The sequence below is a fragment of the Paracoccus haeundaensis genome, assembly GCF_006239215.1.
Lineage (GTDB): Bacteria > Pseudomonadota > Alphaproteobacteria > Rhodobacterales > Rhodobacteraceae > Paracoccus > Paracoccus marcusii.
Genome location: NZ_VDDC01000008.1, coordinates 142,973 through 155,389, shown reverse-complemented (window position 1 = coordinate 155,389; position 12,417 = coordinate 142,973). Strand labels below are relative to the sequence as shown.

The following is a 12,417-nucleotide window of genomic DNA, read 5'->3' as shown; positions in this document are numbered from 1 at the left end:
TGGCGCGCGGGGAAAACCCGCGCGCCATTCCTATCGGCGCGCCGACAGCGTCAGCAGACCCTTCTGCAGCAGGATGAAGACCAGCAGCAGCAGGCCGATGACGATCTTGGTCCACCAGCTGGACAGGGTGCCGTCGAAGACGATGTAGGTCTGGATCAGCCCCATCGTCAGCACGCCGACCAGCGTGCCGAACATGTATCCCGACCCGCCCGACAGCAGCGTGCCGCCGATCACCACCGCGGCGATGGCCGTCAGTTCGGTCCCCACCGTGGCCAGCGAATAGCCCGACCCGGTATAGACCGCGAAGACGATCCCCGAGAGCCCGGCCATCAGCCCCGAGAACCCATAGACCAGCACCGTCGTGCGCCCCTGCGGGACGCCCATCAGGCGGGCGGTCTGCGCGCCGCCGCCCAGGGCATAGACGCTTGTGCCGAACCGCGTGCGGTGGGCGATGACCATGCCGACGGCAAAGACCGCCAGCATCAGCACCCCGATCAGCGTCAGCCGCCCCTTGCCCGGCATCAGCACATAGGCGCCCTGCAGTTGGCCAAAGAACGGGTGCGTGATGGGTACGGATTGCACCGACAGCAGATAGGCCGCACCCCGCGCCAGAAACATCCCGGCCAGCGTGACGATGAAGGCGGGCATGGCCAGCCGGTCGATCAGGAACCCCATCGCCGCCCCGAAGGCGGTCGTCAGCGCCAGCAGGATCGCAAAGACCGCCAGCGGATGCAGCCCCGTGTCGCGCAGCATCACGGCAATGAACACGCCCGAAAACGCGATCACCGCGCCGACCGACAGGTCGATCCCGCCGGACAGGATGACCAGCGTCATCCCCACCGCGACGATGCCCAGATAGGCGTTGTCGGTCAGCAGGTTGCCGATCACCCGAGTGGACAGGATGTTCGGGAACTGGCTGTAGGCCAGCGCATAGGCCACGACGAAAATCAGGATCGTCGCATAGAGCGGCAGGGCACGGGCGTTCATGCGCGGTCCCCCTGGGCGCGGTGGCTGTCGCGCCACAGTCGCCATTCCGAGGCGATGCGCGGCGATTGCAGGATCAGGATCACCAGCACCAGCCCGGCCTTGATGATCAGGTTGTATTCGGACGCGAACCCTGCCAGCAGGATACCCGCGCTGATGGTCTGGATGATCAGCGCCCCCAGCACGGAAGCCGCGATGGAGAACCGACCCCCCAGCAGGGAGTTGCCGCCGATCACCACCGCAAGGATGGCGTCCAGCTCCAGCCACAGGCCGGCGTTGTTGGCGTCGGCGCCGCGGATGTCGGCGGTCACGATGATCCCCGCCAGCGCCGCGCAGAACCCGCTGGCGACATAGACGGCGATCAGCAGGACCGTGGCGTTCACCCCTGCCAGCAGGGCCGCGCGGCGGTTGATGCCCACCGCCTCGACCAGCAGGCCAAGCGCGCTGCGCCGCATCAGCAGGGCCGTGGCCGCGGCGGTGGCCAGCCAGATCCAGACCGGCACCGGCAGACCCAGGGCCGTCCCCGAGCCCAGCCATGAAAAGCCCGGATCGGTGAAGGTCAGGATGCGGCCTTCGGTAATCAGCTGGGCCACGCCGCGGCCCATCGTCATCAGGATCAGCGTCGCGACGAAGGGCTGGATGCCCACGACCGCGACCAGGACGCCGTTCCACAGCCCCGCCACCAGCCCCGCGCCAAGCGCCAGGGCCAGCGCCGCCCCCGCGCCAAGCCCCGCGGTCAGCGCCCAGGCCGCCGCGGCGCCGCAGATCGCCATGATCGTGCCCACGGACAGGTCGATCCCCCGCGTGGCGATGACCAGCGTCATGCCGACCGCCAGCAAGGCGACCGGTGCGCTGCGCTTCAGGATGTCGATGACCGGGCCGACCAGGCGGTCGTTCTGCACGTCGACGGACAGGAAGCCGGGATAGAAGACCGACACCATCGCCACCAGGGCCGCCAGGGCGATCAGCTGGGGGGCGATGCGCGACATCAGGGTCATGCCGCCTCTCCGGTCCCGGCGATGGCGCGCATGATCGCATCCGCGCCGACCGCACCTCCGGTCAGCTGAGCCACATGGGCGCGGTCGCGCAGCACGATCACGCGATCGGCCACCGCGACCAGTTCGTCCAGCTCGCTGCTGATGATCAGCAGGGACAGGCCTCCGCGGGTCAGGTCGCGGATCAGGCGCAGGATCTGGGCATGCGCGCCCACGTCGATACCGCGCGTGGGTTCGTCCAGGATCAGGAAGCGCGGGTTCATGGCCAGCCAGCGGGCCAGCACGGCCTTTTGCTGATTGCCGCCCGACAGCTCTCCGATGGGTTTTTCGCGACCGGATGTTCGGATGTCCAGCTGACGGATGTAATCGTCGGCCAGCCGGTTCTGCTCTGCGCGCGGGATGGGACGCGCCCAGCCCCGCCGCGCCTGCAGGCCCAGGATGATGTTCTCACGGATCGACACGTCGGCCACGATGCCGTCTGTCTTGCGGTCCTCGGGCGCAAAGCCGAAGCCCGCCGCGATGGCCGCGCGGGGGGTGCGCAGGTCGATGGGGCCCGCGTCGTCGAGGGCGGTGCCGGTCTGGGCGGGGCGAATGCCGAACAGCAATTCGGCCGTCTCGGTCCGGCCCGACCCCAGCAGACCGGCCAGGCCGACGACCTCTCCGGCACCCATGTCCAGGTCGAAGGGCTGGATCGTGCCGGCCCGGCCCATCCCCTGGAACCGCAGGATCGGGGCTGCGGGCGCGGCATCCGCGGCGGGGCCGGCCACCACATCCTCCAGCGCGCGGCCCAGCATCTGTTCGACCAGGGTCATGCGGTCCAGCCCGGCGATGGGCTGGCTGGCGACGCGGCGTCCGTTGCGCAGGATCGTCACCTGGTCGGCCAGATCGAACACCTGGTCCAGGAAATGCGACACGAAGACGATCGCCATCCCGTGGTCGCGCAGGGACCGCAGCACGTCGAACACCATCCGCACCTCGGCAGCGTCCAGGCTGGCGGTGGGTTCGTCCAGGATCAGCACCTTGCCGGAAATACGCACCGCGCGCGCGATGGCCACGATCTGCTGGATGGCCACAGAATAGCGGCCCAGGTCGCGGTCCACGTCGATGTCCAGGCCATAGCGGGCCAGCGTCTGGCGCGCTTGGGCGCGCATGGCACGCGTGTCGGTCAGCCCGAAGCGGCGCGGTTCATGGCCGAACATCAGGTTCTGCGCGACCGTCAGGTTGGGCAGCAGGTTCACCTCCTGATAGACGGTGCCGATGCCCAGTTCCTGCGCCTGCAGGGTGGAACGGGGGTCGATCGGGGCGCCGTCCAGCATGACCGTGCCTCCGTCGCGGCGATAGGCGCCGGTCAGGCACTTGATCAGCGTGGACTTGCCCGCACCGTTCTCGCCCAGCAGGGCGTGGACCTGGCCCGCCGCGATGTCCAGGTCGACATCGTCCAGCGCGCGCGTGCCGGGAAACAGCTTGGTCAGCGACCGGATCGACAGCAGCATCGGCATTCCTTTCAGGGATTGGGCGGGCCTGTCGCGGCCCGCCCGCGCGGTATCAGTAGCCCAGGTCCTTGCGGCGGTCGTATTCGCCCTGCGGATCGTCGGCCGCCGTGTACAGCTTGGATTCGGTCTGGATGAACTTTTCGGGCATGGTTCCGTCGGCCCAATACGCCTCCAGCGCGTCGAAGGCGGGGCCGGCCATGTTGGGCGTCAGCTCGACCGTCGCGTTGGCCTCGCCCGCCGCGATGGCCTGGAAGATGTCGGGCACCGCATCGATGGACACGACCAGGATGTCGGTGCCCGGCGCCAGACCCGCCTCCTTGATGGCTTGGATCGCGCCCACCGCCATGTCGTCGTTATGGGCATAGAGCGCGCAGATGTCCGCGCCGCCACCCTCGGCCTGCAGGAAGCTTTCCATGACCTCCTTGCCGCGGGCGCGGGTGAAATCGGCGGTCTGGCTGCGCACGATCTCCAGGTTGTCATGGCCCGCGATGGCGTTCTCGAAGCCGGTCTTGCGGTCGATGGCGGGGCTGGAGCCCGTGGTGCCCTGCAACTCCACGATGCGGCAGGGTTCGCCCGCGACCTCGTCGACCAGCCACTGGCCCGCGACCTCGCCCTCGTGGACCAGGTCCGATCCCACGGCGGTCAGGTACAGATCGTCGGCGCTGTCGACCTGGCGGTCCAGCAGGACGACGGGGATCTCCGCCTCGGCGGCCTCCTGCAGGACGCTGTCCCAGCCCGTGGCCACGACCGGCGCCAGCAGGATCGCATCGACCCCCTGGGCCACGAAGGACCGGATCGCGGCGATCTGGTTCTCCTGCCGCTGCTGGGCGTCGGAAAACTGCAGCTGATAGCCGCGCTCTTCGGCCTGGCTGCGGGTCAGCGTGGTCTCGGCCGCGCGCCAGCCCGATTCCGAACCGATCTGCGAAAAGCCGATCGTCTCTCCCTCGGCAAGGGCCGCCCCGGCCGACAGGGCCAGCGCGGCGACGGTCGTCAGCATGGTTGCATGGGTCATGTGAACATCCTCCCTGGATATGTTTAGACGTTTGTCCGCGCGGCTGTCTTCCCTCAGTCGCGAAGGTCGTGCGGCAGCAGGGCGTCGGGCAGGTTCTGGAAGCAGACCGGGCGCAGCCAGCGCCGGATCGCCAGAGTGCCGACGCTGGTCGCGCCGAAATTCGTGGAGGCCGGATAGGGGCCGCCATGGACCATGGCATCGGACACCTCGACCCCGGTGGGCCAGCCGTTGGCCAGGATGCGCCCGGCCTTGCGTTCCAGGACCGGCATCAGCCGCGCCGCCAGGTCCGTGTCACCTTCATCCATCTGCAGCGTCACCGTCAGCTGGCCGTCCAGCGCGCGGGCCACGTCCAGCATCTGCGCATCACCGTCGGCGGCCACGATCAGGCCAAGCGGGCCGAACACCTCATGTGCCAGGTCGGGGTTGTTCAGGAACGCGGATGCGGTCGCGCGAAAGACGGCGGGCCGCGCGTTCCGGCCCGACGCCTCGGCCACGGTCACGGGCGTCGCCGCCCCCGCGACCGCCGCCACGCCGTCGCGGAACGACTGCGCGATGCCGTCGGTCAGCATCCCCTGGGCCGGTGCATCGGCCAGCGCGGCGGCGGCGGCACCGGCGAACGCGTCGGCCTTGTCCGCCGGAACGATCACCACGCCCGGATTGGTGCAGAACTGGCCCGCGCCCATTGTCAGGCTGGCCGCCCAGCCCTGGGCGATCTGATCGCCGCGCGCGGCCATGGCGGCGGGCAGCAGGAAGCAGGGGTTGATGCTGCCCAGTTCGCCATAGAAGGGGATCGGTTCGGGCCGCGCGGCGCACAGGTCGAACAGCGCGCGCCCGCCGCCCAGGCTGCCGGTAAAGCCCACCGCTCGGATCAGCGGATGACGCACCAGCGCCTGGCCGGTCTGGTGCCCCGCCCCGTCCAGATAGGCAAAGACCCCGGCCGGCATGCCGGTCCGCCCGACAGCCTCCAGGATCGCCTCGGCCACGATGCGGCCGGTTTCGGGATGGGCGGGGTGGCCCTTGACCACGACCGGGCAGCCCGCCGCCAGCGCCGAGGCCGTGTCGCCCCCCGCGGTCGAGAAGGCCAACGGAAAGTTCGACGCGCCGAACACCGCGACCGGCCCCACCGGCCGCTGGATCATCCGCAGATCGGGGCGCGGCAGCGGCTGGCGGTCAGGCAGCGCCACGTCGTGGCGGCGGTCCAGGTAATCGCCCTTACGGATGTGGTCCGCGAACAGGCGCAGCTGCCCGGTGGTGCGCCCGCGTTCGCCCTGCAGCCGCGCGGTGGGCAGGCCGGTCTCGGCCGCGCCGGTTTCGGTGATCGCGTCGGCGCGCGCCTCGATCGCGTCTGCGATGGCCTCCAGGAACCCGGCGCGGGCGTCGCGGGACAGGGCGGCGAATTCCGGGAATGCCGCCTCGGCCGCGCGGGCGGCGGCGTCGACGGCGTCCTGGCCGTCAGCGTCCTGCCAGCGGCCAAGGATCAGGTGCTGTCCGTCGCGGGGGTGGGTCATCAAGGTCTCCTTCAGAATTCGAACGGGTCGACGGCATGCCGCCGGCCCGAGGTAAAGGCGTCGGCGACCAGCACCATCGGCGCCAGATCCACGTCCGACGCCCCCTGACGCACCAGCCGCGCCATGCGGTCATACAGGGCGGGGTATTCCTGCATGATGCTGTCGCCGCCCGTCACGGGGCGGTCGTCGATCTGCAGGATGTTGCCGCCGTTCCTCAGCACCAGCGTGCCGTCGTCGGTGACGATGCGGATGTCCCAGGTCTGCGGCCCCTGCTGGCGGAAATCCAGATCGGCGGTGATGCCCTGCGACAGCTGCAGCCGCGCCGCGATGGGGGCCTGGCGGTTGGCGGGCACGTCCAGGTCGGCGCCCTGCAGATGCACAGGTTCGGGCAGGATCGCGGTCAGGATCGACAGGGCGTTGATGCCGGGATCGAACACGCCCATGCCCCCCGCGTCCAGGATCCAGTCCTGGCCGGGATGCCATTTGCGGATATCCTCGCGCCAGGTGATCCGGCCTTCGCGGATGGTGCGACCCGCCAGCCAGTCGCGGGCCGCGGCGACGCCCTGGGCCATGCGCGAATGCCAGGTGGCAAAGATCGTCAGCCCCTGCGCCGCGGCCATGTCGCGCAGGACGTGAACCTCGGACAGGGTGGCGCCGGGGGGCTTTTCCAGCATCAGGTGCCGCCCCGCGCGCAGCACCGCGACCGCCGCGGCAAAGCGTGGCACGGGCGGCAGGCACAGGCTGATCGCGCAGATCTCGGGATGGGCCGCCAGCATCGTGTCGATGTCGTGAAAGGCCAGGACGCCCGGAACCTGCCCGCTGCGCGACACGGTCGCCGTCAGGTCCCAGTCCGGGCTGGCGGCCAGCGCGGGGACGTGCTGATCCAGGGCGATCTTGCCGATACCGACCAGGGCGATCTTCATCAGTGGCTGTCCTTTCCGACCGCGTTGCCCCGGCACCCGCGCAGGAAGTCCATGTCCGCCCCGGTATCGGCGCCCATCACGTGGGCCTGGTGCAGGAAGGCGTAACCGCTGGTCGGCTGATCGGGCAGCGGACGCCACGCGGCCAGCCGCGCGGCCAGTTCCGCATCGGGGATGTCCAGGTGCAGGCGGCGGTTCGGCACGTCCAGTTCGATCATGTCGCCGTCGCGGACCACGGCCAGCGGCCCGCCTGCCGCCGCCTCGGGGGCGGTGTGCAGGACCACGGTCCCATAGGCCGTGCCCGACATGCGCGCATCCGAGATGCGGATCATGTCGGTGATGCCCCGGCGCAGGATCTTGGGCGGCAGGCCCATGTTGCCCACCTCGGCCATGCCGGGATAGCCCTTGGGCCCGCAATTCTTCAGGACCATCACGCAGGTCTCGTCGATGTCCAGCGCCTCGTCCGTGATGCGCGCCTTGTAGTGGTCGATGTCCTCGAACACGACCGCACGGCCCCGGTGCACCAGCAGATGCGGGCTGGCGGCGGACGGCTTCAGCACCGCGCCGTGGGGGGCCAGGTTGCCCCTCAGCACCGCGATGCCGCCCTGGGGCGTCAGCGGGTTCGATGCGGGGCGGATCACGTCGGGATTGTGGTTCATCACCCCCTTGACCTCGTCCCAGATGGACTGGCCGCTGACGGTCAACGCGCCCTGGTGCAGCTGCCCCGCCTCGGCCAGGTGCTTGATGACCACGGGCAGCCCGCCGGCATAGAAGAACTCCTCCATCAGGTACTGGCCCGACGGCATCAGGTTCACGATGGTCGCCACGTCCCGCCCGCAGCGGTCCCAATCGTCCAGCGTCAGGTCCACCCCCACGCGGCCCGCCATGGCCAGCATGTGCACGACCGCGTTGGTCGACCCGCCGATGGCGCCGTTGACGCGGATGGCGTTCTCGAACGCCTGCTTGGTCATGATGTCGGACGGTTTCAGATCGTCCTTGACCATCTGCACGATGCGCCGCCCCGACATCTGCGCCATGACGCGGCGACGGGAGTCCACCGCCGGGATCGCGGCATTGCCGGACAGCGCCATGCCCAAGGCCTCGGCCATCGAGGCCATCGTGCTGGCGGTGCCCATCGTGTTGCAGGTCCCCGAGGAACGCGACATCGATGCCTCGGCCTCCAGGAAATCGTCCTGGCTCATCTCTCCGGCCTTCACCGCCTCCGAGAACCTCCACAGATGCGTGCCCGACCCCACGCGCTCTCCGCGGAAATAGCCGTTCAGCATCGGCCCCCCGGTCACCACGATCGAGGGGATGTCGCAGGATGCCGCCGCCATGATCAGGCTGGGCGTGGTCTTGTCGCAGCCGACCAGCAGCACCGCGCCGTCCATCGGCTGGCCGCGGATCGTCTCCTCGATCGCCAGGGCGGCCAGGTTGCGGAACATCATCGCGCTTGGCCGGAACGTGTTTTCCGAGGCCGAGAAAACCGGCACCTCGACCGGAAAGCCACCCGCCTCCCACACGCCGGCCTTCACCTTCTCGGCCAGTTCGCGCAGGTGGCCGTTGCAGGGCGTCAGGTCGGACCAGGTGTTCAGGATGCCGATGATCGGGCGCCCATCGAACAGGTCGTGCGGATAGCCCTGATTCTTCATCCAGCCGCGGTGATAGATCGTGTCGCGTGACGTGCCGCCATACCATTCCTGCGAACGCAGACGGCGGGGCCAGGGGGCGGGGGTGAATGTCATGGGCCGGACCTCTACAGGGCCGCGACCGCGACGGGCGTCGCGTCGGCGGGGCATTGCGTCAGCGGATTGACCAGCGGCAGGCCGAAATCCGGACATTCGATCTGGAAGCTGTCGCCGTCGCGCGTGGTGATGCCGTCGGCAAAGGACAGGGTCGCGGTGCCGAAGAAATGCACGTGCACGTCTCCGGGCCGGCGGAACAGGTCGTACTTGAAGTGATGGTGTTCCAGGTTGGCCAGGCTGTGGGACATGTTCGCCTCTCCGGACAGGAACGGCTTTTCCCAGATCACCGCGCCGTCGCGGACCAGGCGGCTGGTCCCGCACAGATCGGCAGGCAGCTCGCCTACCCGCAATTCGGGGCCAAAGCTGGCCACCCGCAGCTTGGAATGCGCCAGCCACAGATAGTTGCCGCGTTCGGTCACGTGGTCGGAAAATTCGTTGGCCAAGGCAAAGCCCAACCGAAACGGGCGGCCATCGGGGGCGATGATGTAAAGGCCCGCGATCTCGGGCTCCTCTCCGGCGTCCAGGGCGAAGCCGGGCGAGGTCAGAGGCGCGCCGGGGGCCACCGCCGCATGGCCGTTGCCCTTGTAGAACCATTCGGGCTGGGCGCCGATGCGGCCCTGGTCGGGCTTGCCGCCCTCCAGCCCCATGCGGAACATCTTCATGCTGTCGGTCAGCGTCTCGACCGCGCTCTGGTGCATGGCGTCGCGGGTGGATGCCGATCCCAGATGGGTCAGCCCGGTGCCGGTCAGGTGCAGATGCGCGGGATCGTCATGGTCCAGCGGCACCAGCAGGCGGCCCTGGTCCAGCGCCTCGGCCAGATCGACCGCATCACCCCGCCCGCGGGCCGCGACCTCGGCCGCCAGGCCCCGGCCCGCGGCGATCGCCGCCAGCGCCAGGTCGCGGGTCGAGGTCGCGCCGGGGACCAGATGCGCCGCGCCGTCGGTGCGGGCGGCGACGGCGCGGGTGCCGTCGGTCAGGGTCAGTTGCGACAGGAACATGGATCAGACCTCGCGGTTCTTGTTGTAGACGTCGAAGAACACCGCGGCCAACAGGACCAGGCCCTTGATCACCTGCTGGTAATCGATGCCGATGCCCATGATGGACATGCCGTTGTTCATCACGCCCATGATGAAGGCGCCGACCACGGCGCCCACGATGCGCCCCACGCCCCCGGACATGGACGCCCCGCCGATGAAGACCGCGGCGATCACGTCCAGCTCGACCGCGAAACCCGCGCGGGGCGTGGCGGTGTTCAGGCGCGCCGCGAAGATCAGGCCCGCAAGGGCCGCCAGCAGGCCCATGTTGACGAAGGTCAGGAAGGTCAGCCGTTCGGTGCGGATGCCCGACAGCTTTGCGGCCTTGGCATTGCCGCCGACCGCATAGATGCGCCGCCCGATCGTCGTGCGTTCGGTCAGGAAGACATAGATCACCGTCAGCACCACCATCGACAGCAGCACGTTGGGCAGGCCGCGGAACCAGGCCAGCTTCCACGTCACGAACAGCAGCGCGGCGGCGACGATGGCGTTGCGCAGCACGAACAGGGCGAAGGGCTCATCCTCGATGCCATAGCGGGCGTTGCGGGCGCGGGTGCGCAGGCCCAGCCACACGATCAGCAGCGTCGCCATCACGCCCACGGCCATGGCCAGCCCGTTCGGCCGCCCGATGCCCAGGATGTCGGGGATGAATCCCGTCGACAGCAGCTGGAAGTTCGCCGGGAACGGCCCGACCGACTGCCCCGCCAGAAGCCACAGCGACAGCCCGCGAAAGACCAGCATCCCCGCCAGCGTGACGATGAAGGACGGGATCTTCCAATAGGCCACGAAATAGCCCTGCACCGCGCCGATCGCCATGCCCATGACAAGGCAGATCGCCATCGCGGCCCAGACCGGCATGCCCCAGGTCACGATCATCACCGCCGCCAGCGCACCGACAAACCCCATCACCGACCCCACGGACAGGTCGATATGGCCCGACACGATCACCAGCAGCATGCCAAGCGCCATGATGATGATATAGCTGTTCTGCAGGAACAGGTTGGTGATGTTCACCGGGCGCAGCAGCACACCCCCCGTCACGATCTGGAAGAAGACCATGATCGCGATCAGCGCGAACAGCAGCCCGTATTCGCGGATGTGCCGCATGATGTAGTCGCCGATGCCGATGCCCGGCGCGCGGTCCGTCTGTTCCACGGCCATGTCCTTTCTATTCCCTGACGATCAGCGACATGATCGCTTCCTGGCTGGCCTGATCCGCGGTCAGTTCGCCCACGAAGCGGCCCTCGTTCATCACATAGATGCGGTCGCACATGCCCAGCAGCTCGGGCATCTCGGACGAGATCATGACGACGCCCTTGCCGGCGGCACTCAGGTCATTGATGATGCTATAGATTTCGTATTTCGCGCCCACATCGATGCCGCGCGTGGGTTCGTCCAGGATCAGCACGTCGGGATCGGTGAACAGCCATTTGGCCAGGACGACCTTCTGCTGGTTGCCGCCCGACAGGTTCATGACCTTCTGGAACACCGACGGGGTGCGGATGCGCAGCTGCCTGCGATAGGTCTCGGCCACCTCGGTCTCGCGGGTTTCGTCCACGACGCCGCGGCGCGCGACGCCGTCCAGGTTGGCCAGGATGGTGTTGCGGCGGATCGTCTCGTCCAGGATCAGGCCAAGCGTCTTGCGGTCCTCGGTGACATAGGCCAGCCCTGCGGCGATGGCGCGGTCGACGGTTGACAGGTCCACCGGACGCCCCCGGACCAGCGCCTGTCCCGCGATGTCGCGGCCATAGCTGCGGCCGAAGACGCTCATCGCCAGCTCGGTCCGACCTGATCCCATCAGCCCGGCGATGCCCACGACCTCTCCGGCGCGAACGTTCATCGACAGGTCGCGGATCATCTGGCGGTCGCGCTGTTCGGGATGCCAGACGTTCCACCCCTGCAGCTCGAACAGCACCTCTCCGGCGCGGCGGTCGCGGTCGGGATAGCGATGCGCCATGTCGCGGCCCACCATGTCGCGCACGATGCGGTCCTCGGTCAGGCCCTGACGCGCGTCCAGCGTGCTGATCGTGGCGCCGTCGCGGATCACGGTGACGCTGTCGGCGACGCGGCGCACCTCGTTCAGCTTGTGGCTGATGATGATGCTGGTAACGCCCTGGCCCTTCAGTTCCAGCAGCAGGTCCAGCAGGGCCTGGCTGTCGCTTTCCGACAGGGCGGCGGTGGGTTCGTCCAGGATCAGCAGGCGCACGTTCTTGGACAGGGCCTTGGCGATCTCGACCAGCTGCTGCTTGCCCACGCCCAGGGTGTCGACGATGGTGCCCGGCGTCTCGCGCAGGCCGACCTTGGCCAGCAGGGCCTCGGTCTGGCGGTACGTCTCGGGCCAGTCGATGACGCCGCGGGTGGCGCGTTCGTTGCCCAGGAAGATGTTCTCGGCGATGGTCAGCAGCGGCACCAGCGCCAGTTCCTGGTGGATGATGATGATCCCGCGATCCTCGCTGTCGCGGATGGTGCGGAAATCGACGGGCTGGCCGTCGAAGACGATCCGCCCGTCATAGCTGCCGGTGGGATAGACGCCCGACAGCACCTTCATCAGCGTGGACTTGCCCGCGCCGTTTTCGCCGCAGATGGCGTGGATCTCGCCCTGCGCGACGGTCAGGCTGACATCGTCCAGCGCCTTGACGCCGGGAAATGTCTTGCTGATCCCCTGCATTTCCAGAAGGTCTGTCATGGCCCTGCCCCGGATGGGGACCGCCCCGCGGGGGACGGTC

At 68.8% G+C, this 12,417-nt stretch carries 10 protein-coding genes; all 10 read right to left on the bottom strand.

The window, feature by feature from the left end; genetic code table 11:
* Positions 1-30: 30 nt before the first annotated feature.
* The 10 genes from yjfF to mmsA are packed head-to-tail and all read right to left on the bottom strand — an operon-like array spanning position 31 to position 12,377.
* Positions 31-987, bottom strand: coding sequence for a galactofuranose ABC transporter, permease protein YjfF (gene yjfF, locus FHD67_RS04725; protein ID WP_046001631.1), 957 nt, complete (start codon positions 985-987; stop codon positions 31-33).
* Positions 984-1,982: an ABC transporter permease gene (locus FHD67_RS04720; protein ID WP_046001632.1), complete on the bottom strand. Its 999-nt coding sequence runs from the start codon at positions 1,980-1,982 to the stop codon at positions 984-986. Before FHD67_RS04720 ends, yjfF begins: the two co-directional genes overlap by 4 nt.
* Positions 1,979-3,472 carry a sugar ABC transporter ATP-binding protein gene (locus tag FHD67_RS04715; protein WP_139597997.1) on the bottom strand — a complete coding sequence of 498 codons (1,494 nt, stop codon included), beginning with the start codon at positions 3,470-3,472 and terminating at the stop codon, positions 1,979-1,981. The genes FHD67_RS04720 and FHD67_RS04715 overlap by 4 nt, the downstream gene beginning before the upstream one ends.
* A 52-nt stretch (positions 3,473-3,524) precedes the next feature.
* Entirely contained in the window at positions 3,525-4,484 is a 960-nt protein-coding gene (ytfQ, locus tag FHD67_RS04710; protein ID WP_084693910.1) for a galactofuranose ABC transporter, galactofuranose-binding protein YtfQ, read from the bottom strand.
* 53 nt (positions 4,485-4,537) lie between these two features.
* Entirely contained in the window at positions 4,538-5,992 is a 1,455-nt protein-coding gene (locus tag FHD67_RS04705; protein WP_139597996.1) for an aldehyde dehydrogenase (NADP(+)), read from the bottom strand.
* 11 nt (positions 5,993-6,003) lie between these two features.
* A complete protein-coding gene (locus tag FHD67_RS04700) occupies positions 6,004-6,915 on the bottom strand; it encodes a Gfo/Idh/MocA family protein (RefSeq protein WP_139597995.1) in 912 nt (303 codons plus the stop codon).
* Positions 6,915-8,657 carry an L-arabinonate dehydratase gene (gene araD / locus FHD67_RS04695; RefSeq protein WP_139597994.1) on the bottom strand — a complete coding sequence of 581 codons (1,743 nt, stop codon included), beginning with the start codon at positions 8,655-8,657 and terminating at the stop codon, positions 6,915-6,917. Before araD ends, FHD67_RS04700 begins: the two co-directional genes overlap by 1 nt.
* An 11-nt stretch (positions 8,658-8,668) precedes the next feature.
* Positions 8,669-9,655 (bottom strand): AraD1 family protein, encoded by a 987-nt coding sequence (gene araD1 / locus FHD67_RS04690; protein WP_139597993.1) that lies wholly within the window; start codon positions 9,653-9,655, stop codon positions 8,669-8,671.
* Positions 9,656-9,658: 3 nt separating this feature from the next.
* Positions 9,659-10,852 (bottom strand): multiple monosaccharide ABC transporter permease, encoded by a 1,194-nt coding sequence (gene mmsB / locus FHD67_RS04685; RefSeq protein WP_046001479.1) that lies wholly within the window; start codon positions 10,850-10,852, stop codon positions 9,659-9,661.
* A 7-nt stretch (positions 10,853-10,859) separates the two neighbouring features.
* Positions 10,860-12,377 (bottom strand): multiple monosaccharide ABC transporter ATP-binding protein, encoded by a 1,518-nt coding sequence (gene mmsA, locus FHD67_RS04680; RefSeq protein ID WP_139597992.1) that lies wholly within the window; start codon positions 12,375-12,377, stop codon positions 10,860-10,862.
* Between the last annotated feature and the right edge of the window lie 40 nt (positions 12,378-12,417).

What these genes read in the sequence shown, in the direction of transcription:
- FHD67_RS04700 (WP_139597995.1), bottom strand. Translation starts at nt 6,915, where the DNA reads ATGAAGATCGCCCTGGTCGGTATCGGCAAGATCGCCCTGGATCAGCAC.
- araD1 (WP_139597993.1), bottom strand. Translation starts at nt 9,655, where the DNA reads ATGTTCCTGTCGCAACTGACCCTGACCGACGGCACCCGCGCCGTCGCC.
- FHD67_RS04705 (WP_139597996.1), bottom strand. Translation starts at nt 5,992, where the DNA reads ATGACCCACCCCCGCGACGGACAGCACCTGATCCTTGGCCGCTGGCAG.
- FHD67_RS04720 (WP_046001632.1), bottom strand. Translation starts at nt 1,982, where the DNA reads ATGACCCTGATGTCGCGCATCGCCCCCCAGCTGATCGCCCTGGCGGCC.
- FHD67_RS04715 (WP_139597997.1), bottom strand. Translation starts at nt 3,472, where the DNA reads ATGCTGCTGTCGATCCGGTCGCTGACCAAGCTGTTTCCCGGCACGCGC.
- yjfF (WP_046001631.1), bottom strand. Translation starts at nt 987, where the DNA reads ATGAACGCCCGTGCCCTGCCGCTCTATGCGACGATCCTGATTTTCGTC.
- mmsB (WP_046001479.1), bottom strand. Translation starts at nt 10,852, where the DNA reads ATGGCCGTGGAACAGACGGACCGCGCGCCGGGCATCGGCATCGGCGAC.
- ytfQ (WP_084693910.1), bottom strand. Translation starts at nt 4,484, where the DNA reads ATGACCCATGCAACCATGCTGACGACCGTCGCCGCGCTGGCCCTGTCG.
- mmsA (WP_139597992.1), bottom strand. Translation starts at nt 12,377, where the DNA reads ATGACAGACCTTCTGGAAATGCAGGGGATCAGCAAGACATTTCCCGGC.
- araD (WP_139597994.1), bottom strand. Translation starts at nt 8,657, where the DNA reads ATGACATTCACCCCCGCCCCCTGGCCCCGCCGTCTGCGTTCGCAGGAA.